A 19,672-nucleotide genomic window follows, 5' to 3' on the forward strand; every position below is an offset into this window, starting at 1 on the left:
CTGCGCAACACGTCGGCGCGGAGCGGGTGTGCTCCGATCCCGGAGCACCGCGGCGGTGCGCACGAGCGAGCTGTCCGGTCCGAGGGGGTGGCTGCCAGGATGAGGGCATGTCGCACATGCTCAGCCTGACCGGTGACGACGAGGCCGACGCCCTGCTCAGCCGGGACCCGTTCGCGCTGCTCACCGGCGCGCTGCTGGACCAGCAGGTCGCCATGGAACTGGCCTTCACCGGACCGGAGAAGATCGCCGAGCGCATGGGCGGCTTCGACGTGGAGCGGATCGCCGAGTCCGATCCGGAGGAGTTCGCCGACCTCTGCGCGCAGAAGCCCGCCGTGCACCGCTACGCCGGGTCGATGGCGCGCCGCATCCACACCCTCGCCGGACACGTCCTCGAGCACTACGACGGCGACGCCGAGCGGATCTGGACCGAGGGGGACCCGGACGGCGCGGAGGTCCGCAAGCGGCTCGAGGCCCTGCCCGGCTACGGTGAGCAGAAGGCGAAGATCTTCCTCGCGCTGCTCGGCAAGCAGCTCGACGTTCGGCCGGACGGCTGGCGCGAAGCCGCGGGGGCCTACGGCGAGGAGGGCGCGCGCCGCTCGATCGCCGATGTCGTCGACCAGCAGACGCTCGCCGAGGTGCGGGCCGCCAAGAAGCAGCGGAAGGCTGCGGCCAAGGATCGGGGCGGGCAGTAACCGCGGGACCTGCCGTTGCCGTCGCGCCCGGCCGGTCCGCCGCGGTTTCCGCGCCGTCGTCAGGCGGCCGCTGATCCGGGCTTCTGGTACTTGTCGACGTACTCCTGCTCGGAGAGCTCGGAGATCGCGTACATGATCTCGTCGGTGATCGCGCGCAGCACCGGCAGCGAACCGTCCATGCCGTGGTACCGGGAGAAGTCCAGCGGGTCGCCGAAGCGGACGGTCACCGGCCGCGGGCGCGGGATCTTCACCCCGCGGGGCTGGAGCTTGTCGGTGCCGCTGAGCGCCACCGGCACGACGGGAGCGCCAGTGCTCAGGGTCAACCGGGCCACGCCGGTGCGGCCGCGGTAGAGGCGCCCGTCCGGGGAGCGCGTGCCCTCGGGGTGGATGCCGAACGCCCCTCCGTCGCGGAGCACTCGCTCGGCCTCGGAGATGGCGGCCTGCGCGGCGCGGCCGCGCCCGCGCTCGACGGGGATCGCTCCGATCGCGTTGAAGAACCAGCTCCGCACCCGCCCGAGGGCGCCGGTTCCCTGGAAGTACTCGGCCTTGGCGAGGAAGGCCACCGGCCGCGCCACCACGAGCGGCACGATGAAGCTGTCGAGCACGGCGATGTGGTTCGGCGCGAGGATCACCGGCCCGTCCATCGGAACCTTCTCCGCGTCGATCACCGTCGGCCGGTACACGCTGCGTGCGATCGAGCCGACGACCTGCTTGCTCGCCGTGTAGAACATGCTTCGCCTCCCAGCTGTGGTCCGTCCGGAATCTAACCCGCGGAGGTTTCGGCGCGGTGCTCGGCGGGTCACGCCGCGGGGAACCCCGCCCGGGGGTCGCGTTCAGGGAGCTGGAGGCACATCATGGATGTGGATCCCGTCCCCGTCCGGTGCCGTCCACCCGATCCGCAGCCCACCCGATCTGCAGCGCGGTGCGGCGAAGTGGCAGCATCGCAACCGGAGGTAGTGTCGTGACCAACGTGCGCAGAGACGACACCCCGGTGCTGATCACCGAGGCGCAGCCGTCCTATGACGACCAGCAGGCGTCGCGGCGCCGCAGGTACGGGCTGATGATGGCCTCGCGTTTCCCGTGCCTCGTCGGGGCGGTGCTCGTGTTCCACTTCACCCAGCTGTGGTGGCTGGCGCTGATCATCATCGCGATTTCCATTCCGCTGCCGTGGATGGCGGTGCTCATCGCCAACGACCGGCCCGCCCGGAAGAAGGAGCACGTGCACCGGTTCCGGCGCTCGCACCGCGCGATCGACTCGACCGAGCACCGCGTGGTGGAAAGCACCTGAGCATTCCCGGCCCGCGGCGGGCACCACCCGGTCACCGCCGAGTCACACCGCCACCGCTCGGGGCCGGGAGTAGGGCATCATGGTCGCATGACCACGACGACGACGCCCGATACCGATGTCCGGCCCGACACCACCGACCAGACCAGTGACGATCGGCCGGAAGTCTTCCACTACGTGCGCAAGGACAAGATCACCGAGAGCGCGGTCACGGGGAACTACGTGGTCGCGCTCTGCGGGGAGGTCTTCCCGGTGACCAAGTCGCCGAAGCCGAACTCGCCGGTGTGCCCGAAGTGCAAGAAGGTCTTCGACGGGCTCCCGCCGGGGGACGACGACGAGTGACCGGAAGCCGGGCGCGGTGCGCCGCGTCCGTGCGCGCTGGTGCCGGGCCGCGGGCGGGCAGCCCGAGCGCGCTCGCGGTCGGCGCGGTCATCCGTCCGCGCCGCCGCGCCGCACCAGTCGCGGCGCCGACGCGTCCTGCTCGGGGCGGGGGCCGCCGTGGTCGGGCCCCGCGCAGTCGCCGCCGCGGGCAGCGCCGTGCTGCCCGGGCGGTTCCGACGCGTCGTCGCCCGGCCGCTCCTGCGGACCCGCGTCCGCCCCGTGCTCCCGCTCGGTTCCCTCCTCCTGCACCGCCTCGCCGTCCAGTCCGCTCCCGCTTCCCGGTGCGGTCCCGCTCTCCGGAACCGTCTCGTCCTGCCCGCTCCCGCTCTCCGGGGTGCGCCGCCAGGACTGGTAACCCTGCTCGGTGTGGATCCGCTGCGCGAGGCGCTTCATCTCCAGCCGCCGCCACCGCCGGCGTTCTCGCCGGGTCATCCGCGCCGGCCACATCTCCTGCAGCGCGTTGTTGAACTGGGCGCCGAGGATGATCGCGAACCCGAGGAAGAACGCGAACAGCAGGAACGCGATGGGCGCGGCCAGCGCGCCGTAGGTGTAGCCCGTGCTCGTCACCCACGCGATGTACAGCCGCAGTCCCGCGCTGGAGCACAGGAACACCAGCATCGCCAGCAGCGCGCCCGGCACGCCCCGGTGCCAGGGCAGTTTCCGCGGTAGCGCGACCTTGTACAGCGTGGCGAGCACGAGCACCAGCGCGATCCCGGTGGCCGGGTAGTACAGCAGCTGGATCAGCCACGCGATGTCGTCCTGCACCCGCCAGGGGAACAGCGTGGGCAGCAGGCCCGGACCGAGGGTGAGCACCGGCAGGCCGACGACGGCCGCCGCCAGCGACGCCAGGTAGAGCAGCAGCGTGAACACCCGCTGCCACAGCGCGTTGCGCACCAGCTCCTGGCGGTGCGCCAGGGTGATCGAGTCGACGAGCGAGGCCAGCGCGGACGATCCCGCGAACAGCGACAGCACGAACCCGAGCGAGACGATGCCGCCGCGCCCCTCGGTGAGGATGTCGAGCACGGTCGGGCCGATGATCTGCTCGACCACCTGCGGGCTGAACACGGTCCCCGACAGGCCGATGATCTCGCCCTGCACGTCGGTGACGAAGTCGTGGCCGAACCAGCCGCTGAGGAACCCGAGACTTCCCAGCAGCCCGAGCAGCAGCGGCGGCAGTGACAGCGCCTGCCAGAACGCCGCGGCGGCCGATTCGGAGAAGATGTTGTCCCACCACGCGTTCGACGCGGTGCGCGTGACGAGCCGCAACGGTCCCCGCCGCCGGGAGTGCGGCGGCCCCGGGGTGCGACTCTGCCGGGCAGAGCGACTCGGTTCAGTCATGGCAGTGTTCAGCATGGTCCATGGCGAGCTCGGGTGGGCAACGGCACGGGCCGTGTCGCCGTCGGGTGTGACCGGGGCGACGCGCGGCTCGGAGGTAGGCTGCACGGCGGCCCGCGCGCGGCGCGCGACGGTGCGGCGGTGTTGGTGGTGGCCGTGGGGGCTCCTCGCTTCCGGTGGGAAATGCGATGGCGAAAGGAGTGGCGAGCCAGCGTGTCCGAAACGCAGCAGGATCAGGAAGTCCGGTCCGTGCTCAGCGACCCGTCGCAGGTGTCGTCCCGGCCGCTGCGCGACTGGCAGCGGCGGGCCCTGACCCGGTACCTGGCGAAGCGGCCGCGCGACTTCCTGGCGGTGGCCACGCCCGGTGCGGGCAAGACCGCCTTCGGCCTGCGCGTGGCTTCCGAGCTGCTCGCCGACCGCACGATCGAGGCGGTCACCGTGGTGACCCCCACCGAGCACCTCAAGCACCAGTGGGCGATGGCCGCGGCGGGTGCGGGCATTCCCATCGACCCCGAGTTCCGCAACACCGACGGTGTGACCTCCGGCGACTACCGCGGGGTTGCGGTCACCTACGCCCAGGTGGCCACGCACCCCACCCTGCACCGCGTGCGCACCGAGCGGCGCAAGACGCTGGTGATCCTCGACGAGGTGCACCACGGCGGCGACGCCAAGTCGTGGGGCGACGCGATCCGCGAGGCGTTCACCCCCGCCGTGCGGCGCCTCGCGCTCACCGGCACGCCCTTCCGCAGCGACGACAACCCGATCCCGTTCGTCACCTACGAGCCCGACGGCGACGGGGCCGAGCGCAGCAAGGCCGACCACGTCTACGGCTATTCCGACGCCCTCAAGGACGGGGTCGTGCGGCCGGTGGTGTTCCTGGCCTACTCGGGCGAGGCCCGCTGGCGCACCAACGCGGGGGACGAGTTCACCGCGCGCCTGGGCGAACCGCTCACCGCGGAGCAGACCACCCGCGCCTGGCGCACCGCGCTGGACCCGTCGGGGGAGTGGATCCCGTCCGTGCTCAAGGCGGCGGACACGCGGCTGACGCAGCTGCGCAAGGACGGCATGTCCGATGCCGGGGGGCTGGTCGTCGCTTCCGACCACGAGCACGCGCGGGCCTACGCGCGCATGCTCAAGCAGCTCACCGGTCACGACCCGGTGCTGGTGCTCTCCGATGATCCGCGCGCCTCGGATCGCATCGCCCAGTTCGCGGAGTCCGACGAGCGCTGGATGGTCGCGGTGCGGATGGTCAGCGAGGGCGTCGACGTGCCGCGCCTGGCGGTGGGGGTGTACGCCACGAGCGCCTCGACACCGCTGTTCTTCGCCCAGGTCGTCGGCAGGTTCGTGCGGTCCCGGCGGCCGGGGGAGACCGCGAGCATCTTCCTGCCGAGCGTTCCGGTGCTGCTGGAGCTGGCCAGCCAGCTGGAGGCGGAGCGGGACCACGTGCTCGGCAAGCCGCACCGGGAGAAGGAGGGCTGGGACGACGAACTCGTCGCCGAGGCGAACCGGACCCGCGACGAACCGGGCGAGGAGGAGAAGACCTACACCGCGCTCGGAGCCGACGCGGAGCTGGACCAGGTCATCTACGACGGCTCCTCCTTCGGCACCGCGGCCTTCTCCACGACCGAGGAGGAGCAGGAGTACCTGGGGCTGCCGGGGTTGCTGGAGCCGGACCAGATGCGCGCCCTGCTGCGCAAGCGCCAGCAGGAGCAGTTGCAGGAGGTGGGGCAGCGCGAGCAGCAGGCCAGGGCCGAGGAGCAGCGCCAGCAGGAGCAGCAGCGGGAAGAGCAGAAGCAGCAGCGCCCGCAGGGCGTGCAGGAGCGGCAGCGGACCCTGCGCAAGGAGCTCAACACGCTCGTGTCACTGCACCACCAGCGCACCAAGAAGCCGCACGGGGCGATCTACAACGAGCTGCAGCGCGTCTGCGGCGGTCCGCCCACGGCGATGGCCACGGTGGAGCAGCTGGAGGAGCGCATCGCCACGCTGCGGTCCTGGTGAGCCCGCTTCCGGTGAGCTCACCGGGGGAGCCCGCCGGGCCTGCCGGCGCGCCCGCGTGCTGGCCCAGCCGGCGGAGCCGCTCGGCGGAGCCGCGAAGGACGGGCCCGCGACGTGCACGTGCCCCGCGGGAGCGGATCCCGCGGGGCACGTGCCACTCGGCCGGTCGTTCGTCGGTGTCAGACCGCGCGCTCGTCCTGGGCGATGTCGGCCTCGGCCTGGCGCAGCCCGTCCTCGTACTCACGGGCGTGGTGGCCGCAGAACAGCAGCTCACCACCGGAGGGCAGCACGGCGCGGAGCTTGGCAGCGGCGCCGCAGCGGTCGCAGCGGTCGGCGGCGGTCAGCTCGGGGCGGGTGAGCGTTTGGGTCATCGTGGTCTCCCTCCGTCCCGGCGTCGGGGGCTCCGACGCCTCGATTGCTACGACCACCGGTGGCCCGCTGGCTGCCGGGTCGGTGTCGTCGGTGTCCACTCTTGCAGACGCACAGCCGCGCGTCAGTCTTCCCGAACGGGGACGCGACGGTCGTCACGTCGTGCGTTCGACCCGGTAGAACTGATTACACAGCGCGGTCGCGTCCCGGGCGATTTTCGCGAAGTGTCGCCTGACCAGGGATTTCGCGGTTCCGGTCGCGTGACCGCGACGCGCGGGATGTTCGGCCGAAGGGGACGAAAGGTGCGAATCGCCACAGCGCGGCTGGCGCGCCGTTCCGCTGCGGGCGAACACCGCCGACCGCCCGCGCCCACCACGCGGGACGCGGCGGGACGGGTGCCGGGGTGTCGCCGAGCGAGGCCGGAACCTCCCGTCGCGGGGGGAGGCGCGGCGGTGCAGGAGGCGCGCACGGCGGCGGGGCGCTGCCGAGCGCGCCCGGAGGCGCGGGTGCGGCGGGGAGAGCACGCAGCGGAGCCGCCGCCCCGGCCGGGGCGGCGGCTCCGCGAGAAGTGCTGCGCGCTGCGTTCGCGCCTCAGTCCAGGTAGTCGCGCAGGACCTGGGACCTCGACGGGTGCCGCAGCTTCGACATCGTCTTGGACTCGATCTGCCGGATGCGCTCCCGCGTCACGCCGTAGACCTGCCCGATCTCGTCCAGCGTGCGCGGCTGGCCGTCGGTCAGCCCGAAGCGGAGGCGCACCACGCCGGCTTCGCGCTCGGACAGGGTCTGCAGCACCGACTGCAGCTGGTCCTGCAGGAGGGTGAAGGAGACCGCGTCCACCGCCACGACGGCCTCGGAGTCTTCGATGAAGTCGCCGAGCTGGCTGTCGCCCTCGTCGCCGATGGTCTGGTCCAGCGAGATGGGCTCCCGGGCGTACTGCTGGATCTCCAGCACCTTCTCCGGGCTGATGTCCATCTCCTTGGCGAGCTCCTCCGGAGTGGGCTCGCGGCCCAGGTCCTGCAGCAGCTCGCGCTGGATGCGGCCGAGCTTGTTGATGACCTCCACCATGTGCACCGGGATGCGGATGGTGCGGGCCTGGTCGGCCATGGCGCGGGTGATGGCCTGCCGGATCCACCAGGTGGCGTAGGTGGAGAACTTGTAGCCCTTGGTGTAGTCGAACTTCTCCACCGCGCGGATCAGGCCGAGGTTGCCCTCCTGGATCAGGTCCAGGAACGCCATGCCGCGGCCGGTGTAGCGCTTGGCCAGGCTCACCACGAGGCGGAGGTTGGCCTCCAGCAGGTGGTTCTTCGCGCGCTCGCCGTCCCGGACGATCCACCGCAGGTCGCGGCGGAACTGCGTGGCCAGCTGCTCGCCGCTCTCCTGCGCCTGGCGGAGCCGCTCGGCGCCGTAGAGGCCGGCCTCGATGCGCTTGGCGAGCTCGACCTCCTCCTCGGCGTTGAGCAGGGCCACCTTGCCGATCTGCTTGAGGTACGCCCGCACCGAGTCGGCGGAGGCCGTCAGCTCGGCGTCCTTGCGCGCCTGGCGGAGGGCCTCCGACTCCTCCTCGTCCCAGACGAAGTCGGCGTCCTTGGTCTCGCCTTCCTCGTCCTCTTCCGGGACCGGTTCTTCGGGGATCTCCACGTCCGGCACTTCGTCGGCCAAGTCGCCCACGTCCGGTGACGTCAGGTCGGCCTCGATCGGCTCGTCGATGCCGAGGCCGTCACCGTTGGCGTCGGTGTCCTGGGCGGACTTCTGCGTCGACTTCGCGCCCTTCTGGGACGTCGACTTGCCGGAGGTGCTCTTGCGGCCCGAAGACGACTTCGCGCTGCTCGAACTCTTCGTCGTGCTCTTCCGCGTCGACGACTTCTTCGACCCTTCCGCACCGGTCTCCGCCGTGGTGGCGGTTCCGGAAGGGGCCGATTCTGCGTGAGCCGACTCAGCTGGGGCGCCGCCTTCGGTTTGTTCGGCGGAGCCGGAGCGTCGGGTTGCGGTTTCTGCGGCTGCCACGTACGCCCTTTCGCGACGGTCGATCGGGGCTGGCCTGAGGGCGCGTCACCTCGGCCGCCAAGGTCGGGGACTCCAGGTCCGCCCGGCCCGTGTCACCCACGGAGAACCGCATCGGGTTTTTCCTGGTCGGGAAAGCGATGCGGCCCTCGGCGGAGAACATCGGTCCAAGCGATCCGTGTTCCATTGTAACGACATCGCGTGAGCGTCGTTCCGCCGCGAGGCGGAGCGCGTCGCGATCGCCGTGCACGACACCGCGCACAACGCCTCGTGCCCTGCGGTCATTCCGCCGCGGACCGATTCGGCCGGGAACCGGTGTCGATCTTGCCGGCCCGCCGGGTCTCAGGTCCCCGCCACGGCCGCGGTCGCGGCACCGATGATGCCCGCGTCGTTGCGCAGCCCCGCGGCCACGACCGGCGTGCGGTTCTGCAGCAGCGGCACCCACTTGTGCGCCTTCTTGCTCACGCCGCCGCCGGCGACGATGAGGTCCGGCCACACGAACCGCTCCAGGCTCTGCAGGTAGCGGTCCACGTGCGGGGCCCACTCCTGGTAGCTGAGGTCGAGGTTCTCCTTCACGGAGGCGGCGGCGACGTCCTCGGCGTCCTCGCCGTCCAGCTCGGTGTGCCCGAACTCGGTGTTGGGGATCAGGTGCCCGTCCATGAACAGGGCGCTGCCGATGCCGGTTCCGAACGTCAGCACGAGCACGAGCCCGCGGTGTCCCGCGGCGGCGCCGGAGCGCATCTCCGCCATGCCGGCGGCGTCGGCGTCGTTGAGGACGACGACGTCCTCGCGGGGCTTGTCGAGGCGCTCGGCGAACAGCCCCTGCGCGTCCGTGCCGATCCAGGCCTGGTCGACGTTGGCCGCGGTGAGGGCGGTGCCCTCCTTGACCACGCAGGGCAGGGTGATGCCGATCCGATCCTGCCAGCCGAACTTGTCGACGATCTCCGCGACCGCGTCCGCGACGGCCTCCGGAGTCGACGGCTGGGGCGTGGGGACGCGCATGCGCTCCTCGGCGAGCTCTCCCCCGTCGATGTCCACTGGGCACCCCTTGATGCCCGACCCGCCGATGTCGACGCCGAAACCGCGAGCAGTGCCCATGGCCGATCCTTTCCAATTCGATTCAGACAGAGCTGTGCAGACTTTAACCGCCCTGTGGTGCGATGTGTACGTGGGATTGCCGAACGAGAGCGACGTGGAAGCATTGCGCACCGCAGCGGTCCGGATCGCCCGGGAAGCGGGGGACTTGGCGCGCGCGGTGCGGGAGGAGGCCGTTTCCGATGGTGCCGTGGACACCAAGAGCACCGAAACCGATGTCGTCACCGCAGGTGACCGCGCGGTGGAGCGGCTCGTGCGGGAGCGCGTGGGGGAGCTGCGCCCCGGCGAGTCGGTGCTCGGCGAGGAGGAGGGGGGCGAGCGCTCCCTCGACGGACTGCGCTGGGTGGTCGACCCGATCGACGGCACGGTGAACTACCTGTACGGCTACCCGTGGTACGCGGTCTCGCTGGCGGCCCAGCAGGACGGCGTCTCGGTGGCGGGAGCCGTGGTGGAACCCGTCAGCGGCCGGGTCTGGAGCGCCGGGCTCGGGCAGGGCGCGTTCCTGGACGACCGACCGCTGCGGGCCGCCGCGACCGAACGGCTCGACCTGGCGCTGGTGGGCACCGGTTTCGCCTACGTGCAGCAGCGCCGTTCCGCCCAGGCCGGGGTGGTCGGCCGCCTGCTGCCGCAGGTGCGCGACATCCGTCGCAACGGGGCGGCCTCGCTCGACCTGTGCGCCGTCGCGGCGGGGTGGGTGGACGCCTACTACGAGGTCGGGCTGAACCGGTGGGACTGGGCGGCGGGCGCGCTCATCGCCGCCGAGGCGGGCGCGCAGGTGCGCCTGCCCGGTCAGGACCGGGACGACGGGCTCGGCCCGGAGGCGGTCGTGTGCGCCTGCCCGGGTATCGCCGGGCAACTGACCGACGCGCTCGTGCGCCTCGACGCGGCGCGGGTGTGACCGCTGCGCGCCCGCTCGCGCTCCTGGCGGGGCGGGCGGGCCCGCGCAGCAGCTCCTGCGCGGCTCGACCGCGCTGCCCGGGGCCGCGGGCGCGGTGCTGCGCAGCGCGGCGGGCCGCTCAGCAGTGCACGTCGCGCGCCTTCTCGAGCAGTTCGGGGTCGATGCGGGGCGGGTCGCCGCCGTGCTCGCTCGGCACCCAGTTCTGCAGCTCCTGCAGGACCTGCTTGCCCTGCTGGGTCGTCTGCACCTCGTCGAACTCCGAGCCCAGGGCGAGGTCGACGCGTCCGTCGGGCCGCTCGGTGCGCACCAGCTGGGCGCAGGGCACGATCAGGCTCAACGTGCGGGCGGCCCGCTCCCCGTCCGCGCCGTAGCGGATCTGCCCGTGGCACGTGAGGTCGTACTCCGGGTAGACGGGGTCGTCATCGGGCTGGCCCCACGTGTCGAAACCGAGCGTGGTGAGCTGGTCGGTGACCAGCGAGGCCTGCTGGCTCTCCCCGTTGCCGTTGAGCACGCGGATCTGGGCCTGCCCCGGTGGCAGCGGGGCGGTGCGGTCGAGGGCCTCCCGCGGCATCATCGTGCCGAGCCCCGGGGCCTGCTGCGCCTCGCCCGCTACCGCGTCGTGCGCGAGTTCGCCGGTCCGCACCCCGCCCCCGGCCTGCTGGGCGGACGGGGAGGTGCCGGACGGACCGGGGGGATTGCACTGCGTGGCCTGCTCGACGTTCTCCACCGATTCGAACACCCTGGTCCACACGAACCCGGCCAGCACCGCGAGCACGGCGAGCAGCACCAGTCCGGGCAGTGGACGGCGGCGCCGGTAGCGGGGGCCGCGCTGACCCCATTTCGAGCTCACGGCAGACACGTCCCGCCCCTCCCTGTCGCCTGGCAACCCGTCAGCGGATGCGCCATCCGCACGTCTCAGCCTAGGTGGTCGGAGGCGTGCGTGCGGAGTGGGCGAGCGAGTCGTGGCCGGACCGATGCCGAGGTGTCGCCGGCGCGCGAGCGCGGCGTCGGAAGTTCGCGCGCCTCGTCGGAATCATCGGTGCCCGGCGTGCGTTCACCTGGGGACAACGTCCCGTTCGGCAGCGGTCGACGGGAAGTGGGCACGATCACGGACGTGACATGCGCCCTCCGGCGTGTCGCGACCGGGCCCGGAGGGCGCGGTGAGATCCCGCGCGGCGCGCAGCTCAGTGCACCGGCGCTGGCATCACACGCTTCGGTGACCAGCCACGTGCCCGGGAGGTCGATGAGCTACCCTCGCCGCGCCTGGAGGGGCGTGCCGCCTGGGAACACGTTGGTCCGGGACGTCCGACGCTGGTGCCGGAGAGACCACGATCACGCGATCGCCGGGCACAAATTCGGACTCCGGAACGTTGACCGGCGGCACACCATTGCAATCTTCACTGAACGCAGGGGTGAATCACGATGGCGACCGACTACGACGCTCCGCGCCGCGAGTCCGACGACCTCGCAGAGGACTCGTTGGAGGAACTCAAGGGGCGGCGCAACGATGCGCAATCCGGCGTCGTTGACGAGGACGAGGGCGCGATCGCGGAGAACTTCGAACTGCCGGGTGCGGATCTCTCCGGTGAGGAGATGACCGTCAAGGTCCTGCCGAAGCAGGCCGATGAGTTCACGTGCACGCGCTGCTTCCTCGTGCACCACCGCAGTCGACTGGCGGAGGAGCGCAACGGGCAGCTCGTCTGCCGGGATTGCGCCGCCTGATCGTTCGTCGCGGCCCTGAGCGGATTCAGGTGCAGCGGGGAATGGTTGTGCGGGGACGCGCCGGATACGACCACCGCGGGCGCGGATGGCGCCCGCCTCGGACTGGGCACACGTGGCGAACGTGTGCCCAGTCGTGCGTCGGGCCCCGGTCGTGCGTCGGGCCCGGTCGTGCACCGCGAGCCGGGCGTGCGTCGGGAGGTCACCTGCGCGCGGAGGCCGCGCGGACGGCTTCGGCGAGCTGCTCGGGGCGGCGCGTGCTGATGACCCAGTACGGGGTCGGGTCCTCGGGGTCGTCCAGCCACACGCGGACCATCGTGCGCACCCAGGGGCGGTGCACGACGAAGGCGGCCGGGTCGAGATCGGGTCCGAGCGAGCGGCGCTTCTCCGCGGGCGGGACGGGTTCCACGTCTTCGACGTAGCGCAGCGGCAGGTGCGCGTCGCCGACCCGGAGCTCCCCGTCGCGCAGCGCGACCCGCGTGCGGCCGAGCCACAGCAGGAGGCCCGCGGCGCAGGGCACGAGGACGAGGTAGGGCAGCCAGGCGCGCACGCCCGGGTAGCCCATGTGCACTTCCGCGGCCAGCAGCACAGCCATGAGCAGCGGCAGCGGCCACGTCCACCAGGAGGCGTACAGGCGTTCGCTGTAGGAGGTGCGCGCCACGGGCTCGTTACTCGATGTCACTGTCTGTCCCTGATCGGGTGAGTCCGCGATGGGGGGACCTGCGTCTGCGCTTTCCGGCACGTGTTCAGGGTAGTCTCGCCGACCGTGTTCGATGTGAAGGTCCTGCTGACGAGACTCGACCCCGACGTCCCTGCACCGAGCTATGCTCGACCCGGTGATGCGGGCGCCGACCTGACCACCACGCGGGACGTGGTGCTGCAGCCGGGGGAGCGCGCCGTGGTCGGCACCGGCGTCGCGCTGGCCCTGCCGGAAGGGTACGCGGGTTTCGTGCACCCCCGCTCCGGACTGGCCGCGCGCGCTGGTTTGGGAATCGTCAACGCGCCTGGCACGGTGGATGCCGGTTACCGCGGTGAGGTGCAGGTGTGCTTGATCAACCACGACCCCGCGGAACCGATCACGATCGCGCGCGGTGAACGCATCGCACAACTGGTGGTGCAACGGGTCGAGCACGCCGTGTTCGAGGAAGTCGCCGAGTTGCCGGAGTCGCAGCGCGGAGCTGGCGGCTACGGTTCGACCGGCGGGCACGCGGCGCTGGCGGCGTCCGGAGGGGAAGCCGAGGCGCGGCACAGGACGGAGGTCTGAGATGTTCGGTTTTGGCCGTCGACGTCAGCAGGACGACGAGGCCGCGGCGGAGGCCGGTGCGCCGGCGGAGGACTCGGAGGAGCTCGCCGAGGGCGGGCCCTTCGACGTCGAGGAGGCCCCGGAGGACGACGTCGAGCGGCTGGACCTCGGGTCGGTGCGCCTGCCCGTGCCGGAGGGCGGCCAGCTCCAGGTCGAGGTCGATCCGGCCGGTCCGGTGCGCGCGGTGCACATGCTCACCCCGGCGGGGCGGCTGACCGTCAGCGCCTTCGCCGCGCCGCGCAGCGGCGGGCTCTGGCCGGACGTGAGCTCCGAGCTCGCCGACCAGTTGCGCTCCGACGGGGCGACGGTGCGCACCGAGCGCGGCGACTGGGGACTGGAGCTCTCCGCCGACACGCCGAAGGCGACCCTGCGGTTCGTCGGGGTCGACGGTCCGCGCTGGCTGGTGCGGGGGGTCGCGGCAGGTCCGGCCGAGCAGGCCGACGAGTGCACCAAGCAGCTCTACGCGGTGCTCGACGACACCGTCGTCGTGCGGGGCGAGGACCCGCTCCCGGTGCGCACGCCGCTGCCCATCGAGCTGCCGGAGTCGATCCGGCAGCACATCGAGCAGGCGCAGGACCAGTCCCAGCAGCCGGGGCAGCAAGCTCCCACCGCCGCGGGCGGCCCCGCGGCGCCGCAGGGCTGAGACTCCGCGGGAGCGACGGCGGGCGACCGGGTCGCCGTCCGCCGCCGGGCACTCCCACGCCCGGCCGCACGTGGTCGCCCGGTTCCGGGGACCCCGCAGCGACAGCACTGGAGCCCCGCCCACCCGCTGCGCCAGCCGCTCCGCGGACTCCCTGAGGGGCCGCGCGGATTGGCGGGCCATGTGCTCGACCGCACCGGCCCGTCAGGCGGGCGGCGCAGCCGCTTCATCGCCACGTGCGCAGAGCGCCCCGCCGCGGGAGGTTCCTCCCAGCTACCCCCATCCACCCGCTCTCAACAGCCAATCCGCGGACTCCCTAAAGTGCGGGTCGTGCCGACGGTGACGGAGTGGTGGGTGTACCTCGGGGCGGTGGTGCTGATCGCCGTCGCGCCCGGACCGGGACTGCTGTACGTGCTCGCGCGCAGCGTGCGCGGCGGGCGCCGCGAGGGGATCCGCTCGGCGCTGGGCAACGGCTGCGGGGCTTCGGTGCACGTGGTCGCCGCCGCGCTCGGCCTCTCCGCGGTGCTGGCCACCTCGGCCGTGGCGTTCACCCTCGTGAAGTTCGCGGGCGCGGCCTACCTCGTCTGGCTCGGTGCGCGGGCGCTGTGGGAGTTGCGCCGCTCGGGCGCGCAACCGCAGCTGGCGGGGCAGCGGGCGGACCGTTCGGCCGTGCTGCAGGGCTTCGTCGTCGAGGTGCTCAACCCGAAGACGGCGATGTTCTTCCTCGCGTTCATCCCGCAGTTCGTCCACTCCGAGCGCGGTTCGACGGTGCTGGCGTTCTTCGCGCTGGGCGCGGTGTTCGTGGTGTGCGCTTCGCTCGCCGACGTCGTGCTGGCGCTGGTCGCGGGACCGGTGGCGGGGTGGATCGCGCGCCACCCGCGCTGGTGGCGGCGGCAGCAGGTGGCCAGCGGCCTCACCCTGATCGGACTGGGCGGGGCGCTCGCGGTGACCCAGCGCGCCGTGGCGTGAGCGCGGCCGCACCGGCGGCGCCGCGCGCCGGCCGCCGCGGCGCGTGATCGCGGGACCGCCCGCCCCCCCTCGGCCGGGTGATCGACGTGCTCGGGCCGCTCGGGGGTGCGGCTACCCCTCGTGGGCCGTTTACGCTGGGGAGCACGAGCTCTGCGGAGACCCGGGCTCGTGGCAGGACACCGCAGTGGCCGGTGCTGATCCTCCGCGCGAGGCGGCGCAGGCCGGACACGTTCCGCCGGAGGGCAACGACGTGGAATCAGAGCACCCGCACGCGGCGCACGAGCCGGAGGACGGCAGCGGTCCCGCCGCGCGCTCGTCCGCGGCGCAGAGCGGTGCCGGATCCGAGCGGCGCGATCCGGAGCAGACCCTGCTCGAGCAGATGGGCGGCGTGTCCGGGCTCGCCTACTCGGCCGTGCCCATCGTCGCGTTCGTGGGGATCAACTCGATCGCCGGGCTGATGCCGGCGATCTGGGGCGCGATCGGCATCGCGGTGCTCATCGCCGTGGTCCGCCTGGTCCGCCGGGAACCGGTGCAGCCGGCGATCTCCGGTGTGCTGGGTGTGGCCGTGTGCTCGTTCATCGCCTACCGCTCGGGCGATGCCAAGGGCTTCTTCCTCCTCGGGATCTGGACGAGCCTCATCTACGGCGCGGTGTTCCTCGCCTCGGTGGTGGTGCGGTGGCCGCTGGTCGGTGTTGCGTGGTCGCTGCTCAACGGCCAGCGCAACACCTGGCGGCACCACCGATCGGCGATGCGCGGCTACGACATCGCCACGCTGGCCTGGACCGCCGTGTTCGCCGCGAAGTACGTCGTGCAGGAGTGGCTCTACGACACCGGCCAGACCGGGTGGCTCGCGTTCGCCCGGATCGCGATGGGCTACCCGCTCACCGGCCTGGCCCTGATCGTGACGGTGTGGGCGATCCGCCGCGCGGGCAAGGAGCTGGAGGCCGCCTCCGGCGCCGCGGGGGGCAGCCCGGTGAGCGGCCCAGCGCGCTGACTGCCGCTCGCCGGTGGGGCGGGCCGGTGTGCTGCGCGCTCCGCCGGGGCCGGCCCGTACGCTGGACGCAGCCCGCGGCGGAACCCGCGGCGAAGCTCCGCGGCGCCGGGTCCGCTCGGCGCGCGGGCGGTACCGGCCGCGCCACGCGCACGCCTGCGCGACGCCCCGGTGCCGCAGCCGCGTCCCGATCCGGAATCCACCGGGGAGAGGCGTGCGGGCTGGTGATCTGGCCGGGCAGCGCGGCGCTGCGCGGCATGCGGCGAGTGGAGGAACAGCAGGTTGAGCGAACGAGTGGCAGCGGACCGCACCCGGCCGAACTGGACCGGTCAGCGGTTCGTCGTGGACGTGGGGCAGGTGGCCCACGGCGGGCACTGCGTCGCCCGGCACGAGGGGCGCGTGGTGTTCGTGCGCCACACCCTGCCCGGGGAGACCGTCCTCGTGGAGGTGACCGAGGACCACGGCGGTTCCTTCTGCCGCGCCGACGCCGTCGAGGTGCACGCCGCCGCCGCGGGGAGGGTGACGCCCCCCTGCCCGTTGGCCGACATCTCCCGCGGGCAGGACCGCTGCGGTGGTTGCGACTGGCAGCACGCCGCGCCGGACACCCAGCGCGAGCTGAAGGCCGTCGTCGTCCGCGAGCAGCTCGAACGCATCGCCGGGCTGGACTGGCCGGTGGAGGTCCAGCAGCTGCCCGGGGGGCCGCTGCGGTGGCGCAACCGCACACGGCTGGCGGTCGACCAGGCGGGCAACGCCGGCTTCCGGGCGCACCGCAGCCACCGCATCATCCCGATCGAGGACTGCCCGATCACCACCGAGGACGCCGTGTCCGCGGTGACGAGCCGCCGCTGGCGCCCGGGTGCCGAGCTGGGCGTGACGCGGGACGGGACCGGGGAGGTGCACGTGAGCGCGACCGACAGCAAGCCCCGGCGGCAGCGCGGTCGGCGCGCGGACCCCGTCGTTCGCCAGGTGCGCGGCAGCGGCATCGCCCGCGAGTACGCCGAGGGGCGCACGTTCCACGTGCAGGCCGATGGCTTCTGGCAGGTGCACGTCTCCGCGGCCGAGACGTTCGCGGCCACCGTGCGCCGGTTCGCCCGGGTCTCGCCCGGGGCGACCGCCTGGGACCTCTACGGCGGAGCGGGCCTGTTCACCGCCGGGCTCGCCGAGCAGGCCGGGTCGGACGGGCAGGTGCTGCTGGTCGAGTCGTCCCGGCGGGCCGTGGCGGACGCGACGGCCAACCTGGCCGATCTGCCGCAGGTGGGGTGCCGCACCGGCACGGTCGAGCGCGTGCTGCGCGACGAGGACCTCCCCGAGCCCGAGGTGGTCGTGCTCGATCCCCCGCGCAAGGGCGCGGGCAAGGACGTCGTCACCGCGGTCGCGGCGCGCGGACCCGCGCGGGTGGTGCACGTCGCGTGCGATCCGGCGGCGCTGGCGCGCGATGTGAGCCTGTTCGCCGAGCACGGCTACCGGCTGGCCGAGCTGGAGGTCTTCGACGCCTTCCCCATGACTCACCACATCGAGTGCATCGCGTTGCTGCAGCGCTGACCTGCGGCGAACCGGTGCGGCGCAGTGCCGCCGGCCGGTCGCGCGCGGCATCCCAGTGCGTTGCCCCGGTGGTCGCCGCACCATGGCGGCAGTCCACACACGGCGGATCCGAGAACTCCCGGACCGTCCGTAGACTGGGCTCCGCCGAGAGCCGGAGGGGGACTGCGAGGACCGGCTGCCCGGCGCGCGGAAGACGGTCCGCGCAGCAGGACGAACCCCGACCCGGTACGACCCGGAACGAGACAAGCGAGGTGGCGCGGTGACACTGCTGGGGTCCGTACACAGTCCGGCTGATCTCAAGAAACTTCAGCAGGACGAACTGGCGCAGCTGGTGGACGAGATCCGCTCGTTCCTGATCGAGAAGGTGTCGCGCACCGGAGGGCACCTCGGTCCGAACCTCGGCGCGATCGAGCTGACGCTGGCCGTGCACCGCGTGTTCGAGTCGCCCAGCGACCGCGTCGTGTTCGACACCGGGCACCAGTCGTACGTGCACAAGATGCTGACCGGCCGGCAGGAGGGCTTCGACCGCCTGCGCAAGCGGGGAGGCCTGGCGGGCTACCCGGAGCGCGCGGAGAGCGAGCACGACTTCGTGCAGAACAGCCACGCCTCCACCGCGCTGTCCTACGCCGACGGGCTCGCCCGCGCGATCCAGCTCAACGGCGAGCAGCAGCACGTGTGCGCGATCGTCGGCGACGGCGCGCTGACCGGCGGCATGTGCTGGGAGGCGCTGAACAACATCGCCGCCGACCCGGAACGCCCGGTCGTGATCATCGTCAACGACAACGGCCGCTCCTACGCGCCGACGATCGGCGGTCTGGCCGAGCACCTGGCCGCGCTGCGGCTGAACCCCAGCTACGAGCGGGCGCTGCAGAGCGGGCGCCGCACGCTGCGCAACCTCCCGGTGGTGGGCCGGTCGCTGTACACCGGGCTGCACGCGGCCAAGAGCGGGTTGAAGGACGCCCTCAGCCCGCAGGTGATGTTCTCCGACCTGGGCATCAAGTACCTCGGCCCGGTTGACGGCCACGACCTGCGGGCGCTGGAGCACGCCCTGGGCATGGCCCGCTCGTACGGCGGGCCGGTGATCGTGCACGCGGTCACGCGCAAGGGCAACGGCTTCGCCCCGGCCGAGAACGACGAGGCCGAGCAGATGCACCAGGTCAAGACGATCAACCCGGAGACCGGTGCGCCGACGAAGCCCGCGGGCACCTCCTGGACGGACGTGTACTCGGACGAGCTCGTGCGCCTCGGCGGGCAGCGCACGGACCTGGTCGCGATGACCGCGGCGATGCTCGGCCCGACGGGGCTGACGAAGTTCCAGGACGCCTACCCGGACCGCTGCATCGACGTGGGCATCGCCGAGCAGCACGCGATGACCTCGGCGGCGGGCCTGGCCATGGGCGGCATGCACCCGGTGTTCGCCGTCTACTCCACGTTCCTCAACCGCGCTTTCGACCAGCTGCTGCTGGACGTGGCCCTGCACCGGCAGCCGGTGACGATCACCCTCGACCGCTCCGGTATCACCGGGGACGACGGGCCCAGCCACAACGGCATGTGGGACCTGTCGATCCTCGGGATCGTGCCCGGGTTGCGCGTGGCGGCGCCGCGGGACGCGGGGAGGCTGCGCGAGGAGCTCGGCGAAGCCGTGGAGGTCGACGACGGCCCGACCGTGCTGCGGTTCCCCAAGGGACCGGTCATCGACGAGGTCCCGGCGCTCGAGCGGGTCGGCGGCGTCGACGTGCTGCACCGCGACGACGACGGCGACCGGCGGGACGTGCTGCTCGTGGCGGTCGGGGCCTTCGGCGGGCTCGCCGCGGCGGCCGCCTCCCGGCTGGCCGCGCAGGGCATCGGCGTGACCGTGGTCGACCCGCGGTGGATCTACCCGGTGCCGCAGGCGCTCGTCGAGCAGGCCGCGCGGCACCACCTCGTGGTCAGCCTCGAGGACAGCGGCCGGCACGGCGGGTTCGGCTCGGCGCTGGCGACGGCCCTGCGCGACGCCGACCTCGAGGTGCCGATGCGGGATCTCGCCGTGCCCAGCGCGTTCCCGCAGCTGGGCTCCCGCGACGAGGTGCTGGCGGACTTCGGCCTGACCGAGCAGGACGTGGCGCGGCGCATCACCGAGTGGGTGGCCGACCGGGTGGAGGCCCAGGACGAGGTGACGCTGCCGGTGGCCGTGGAGGGCGAGCAGTCGGGCACGGCCGCGGGCTGACCGGCGTCCCGCACGTCCCGCCCGCACGTCCCGCCCGCACGTCCCGGCCGCACGTCCCGGCAGCCGGTCCTCCGGGCTGCCGGGGCCAGCGGGCGGTCGCCCGGGGAAGCACCACCGGCGCCCTCGTGGATGCGCTCCGCTACGTCCCCGGCACCGGCGCCGAGCGGCGTGCGCTGCCGAAGATCAGCCAGCACGGTGGACCGACGCCTGACCCGCCCGCGCACGCGGCCCACCACCCGATCCAGTTCCAG

19 protein-coding genes are annotated in these 19,672 nt (G+C 72.9%); 12 read left to right on the forward strand and 7 right to left on the reverse strand.

The window, feature by feature from the left end:
* The first annotated feature begins 107 nt into the window (after positions 1 to 107).
* Entirely contained in the window at positions 108 to 692 is a 585-nt protein-coding gene (locus tag ACYVJE_RS11460; RefSeq protein WP_459159034.1) for an HhH-GPD-type base excision DNA repair protein, read from the forward strand.
* Positions 693 to 751: 59 nt separating this feature from the next.
* Here ACYVJE_RS11460 and ACYVJE_RS11465 read toward each other — a convergent pair whose 3' ends face one another.
* The gene (locus tag ACYVJE_RS11465) at positions 752 to 1,423 is read right to left on the reverse strand and encodes a lysophospholipid acyltransferase family protein (RefSeq protein ID WP_459159035.1); all 672 of its coding nucleotides are present in this window, start codon (positions 1,421 to 1,423) and stop codon (positions 752 to 754) included.
* Positions 1,424 to 1,653: 230 nt separating this feature from the next.
* On the opposite strand from ACYVJE_RS11465, the gene ACYVJE_RS11470 reads away from it, so the two are divergent.
* Together ACYVJE_RS11470 and ACYVJE_RS11475 are read left to right on the forward strand one after the other, a co-directional pair.
* Positions 1,654 to 1,980, forward strand: coding sequence for a DUF3099 domain-containing protein (locus ACYVJE_RS11470; protein WP_459159036.1), 327 nt, complete (start codon positions 1,654 to 1,656; stop codon positions 1,978 to 1,980).
* Between the two features lie 87 nt (positions 1,981 to 2,067).
* The gene (locus ACYVJE_RS11475) at positions 2,068 to 2,319 is read left to right on the forward strand and encodes a DUF3039 domain-containing protein (protein ID WP_459159037.1); all 252 of its coding nucleotides are present in this window, start codon (positions 2,068 to 2,070) and stop codon (positions 2,317 to 2,319) included.
* Between the two features lie 87 nt (positions 2,320 to 2,406).
* On the opposite strand, the gene ACYVJE_RS11480 is transcribed toward ACYVJE_RS11475, so the two are convergent.
* On the reverse strand, positions 2,407 to 3,624 hold the full coding sequence (locus ACYVJE_RS11480) for a YihY/virulence factor BrkB family protein (RefSeq protein WP_461144424.1): 1,218 nt from the start codon (positions 3,622 to 3,624) through the stop codon (positions 2,407 to 2,409).
* A gap of 282 nt (positions 3,625 to 3,906) precedes the next feature.
* On the opposite strand from ACYVJE_RS11480, the gene ACYVJE_RS11485 reads away from it, so the two are divergent.
* Positions 3,907 to 5,691, forward strand: coding sequence for a DEAD/DEAH box helicase (locus ACYVJE_RS11485; protein ID WP_459159039.1), 1,785 nt, complete (start codon positions 3,907 to 3,909; stop codon positions 5,689 to 5,691).
* 176 nt (positions 5,692 to 5,867) lie between these two features.
* Here ACYVJE_RS11485 and ACYVJE_RS11490 read toward each other — a convergent pair whose 3' ends face one another.
* The 3 genes from ACYVJE_RS11490 to ppgK form a co-directional block, all read right to left on the reverse strand.
* On the reverse strand, positions 5,868 to 6,059 hold the full coding sequence (locus ACYVJE_RS11490) for a DUF7455 domain-containing protein (protein WP_459159040.1): 192 nt from the start codon (positions 6,057 to 6,059) through the stop codon (positions 5,868 to 5,870).
* 589 nt (positions 6,060 to 6,648) lie between these two features.
* Positions 6,649 to 8,061 carry an RNA polymerase sigma factor gene (locus ACYVJE_RS11495; RefSeq protein WP_461144425.1) on the reverse strand — a complete coding sequence of 471 codons (1,413 nt, stop codon included), beginning with the start codon at positions 8,059 to 8,061 and terminating at the stop codon, positions 6,649 to 6,651.
* 339 nt (positions 8,062 to 8,400) lie between these two features.
* Positions 8,401 to 9,156, reverse strand: a complete 756-nt coding sequence (gene ppgK / locus ACYVJE_RS11500; RefSeq protein ID WP_459159042.1) for a polyphosphate--glucose phosphotransferase — start codon at positions 9,154 to 9,156, stop codon at positions 8,401 to 8,403.
* A 94-nt stretch (positions 9,157 to 9,250) separates the two neighbouring features.
* On the opposite strand from ppgK, the gene ACYVJE_RS11505 reads away from it, so the two are divergent.
* A complete protein-coding gene (locus tag ACYVJE_RS11505; protein ID WP_461144426.1) occupies positions 9,251 to 10,051 on the forward strand; it encodes an inositol monophosphatase family protein in 801 nt (266 codons plus the stop codon).
* Between the two features lie 118 nt (positions 10,052 to 10,169).
* Here the strand turns inward: ACYVJE_RS11505 and cei are convergent, their stop codons facing one another.
* Complete coding sequence (gene cei, locus ACYVJE_RS11510) at positions 10,170 to 10,901, reverse strand: envelope integrity protein Cei (RefSeq protein WP_461144427.1); 732 nt, start codon at positions 10,899 to 10,901, stop codon at positions 10,170 to 10,172.
* Positions 10,902 to 11,473: 572 nt separating this feature from the next.
* Between cei and ACYVJE_RS11515 the strand changes: the two genes are divergently transcribed.
* A complete protein-coding gene (locus ACYVJE_RS11515; protein WP_459159045.1) occupies positions 11,474 to 11,773 on the forward strand; it encodes a DUF4193 domain-containing protein in 300 nt (99 codons plus the stop codon).
* Positions 11,774 to 11,972: 199 nt separating this feature from the next.
* Here the strand turns inward: ACYVJE_RS11515 and ACYVJE_RS11520 are convergent, their stop codons facing one another.
* Positions 11,973 to 12,452 carry a DUF3093 domain-containing protein gene (locus ACYVJE_RS11520; RefSeq protein WP_461144428.1) on the reverse strand — a complete coding sequence of 160 codons (480 nt, stop codon included), beginning with the start codon at positions 12,450 to 12,452 and terminating at the stop codon, positions 11,973 to 11,975.
* A gap of 84 nt (positions 12,453 to 12,536) precedes the next feature.
* Between ACYVJE_RS11520 and dut the strand changes: the two genes are divergently transcribed.
* The 6 genes from dut to dxs all read left to right on the forward strand — a co-directional run bounded on the left by dut (position 12,537) and on the right by dxs (position 19,421).
* Complete coding sequence (gene dut, locus ACYVJE_RS11525; protein WP_459159047.1) at positions 12,537 to 13,034, forward strand: dUTP diphosphatase; 498 nt, start codon at positions 12,537 to 12,539, stop codon at positions 13,032 to 13,034.
* Between the two features lies 1 nt (position 13,035).
* Entirely contained in the window at positions 13,036 to 13,716 is a 681-nt protein-coding gene (locus tag ACYVJE_RS11530) for a DUF3710 domain-containing protein (RefSeq protein ID WP_459159048.1), read from the forward strand.
* A 327-nt stretch (positions 13,717 to 14,043) separates the two neighbouring features.
* On the forward strand, positions 14,044 to 14,682 hold the full coding sequence (locus tag ACYVJE_RS11535; protein WP_461144429.1) for a LysE family translocator: 639 nt from the start codon (positions 14,044 to 14,046) through the stop codon (positions 14,680 to 14,682).
* A gap of 184 nt (positions 14,683 to 14,866) precedes the next feature.
* Positions 14,867 to 15,676 carry a DUF3159 domain-containing protein gene (locus ACYVJE_RS11540; RefSeq protein ID WP_461144430.1) on the forward strand — a complete coding sequence of 270 codons (810 nt, stop codon included), beginning with the start codon at positions 14,867 to 14,869 and terminating at the stop codon, positions 15,674 to 15,676.
* Positions 15,677 to 15,967: 291 nt separating this feature from the next.
* Positions 15,968 to 17,215 (forward strand): class I SAM-dependent RNA methyltransferase, encoded by a 1,248-nt coding sequence (locus ACYVJE_RS11545; RefSeq protein ID WP_461144502.1) that lies wholly within the window; start codon positions 15,968 to 15,970, stop codon positions 17,213 to 17,215.
* A gap of 259 nt (positions 17,216 to 17,474) precedes the next feature.
* A complete protein-coding gene (gene dxs, locus ACYVJE_RS11550; RefSeq protein WP_461144431.1) occupies positions 17,475 to 19,421 on the forward strand; it encodes a 1-deoxy-D-xylulose-5-phosphate synthase in 1,947 nt (648 codons plus the stop codon).
* Positions 19,422 to 19,672 lie beyond the last annotated feature (251 nt).

The sequence above is a fragment of the Salinifilum aidingensis genome, assembly GCF_054782015.1.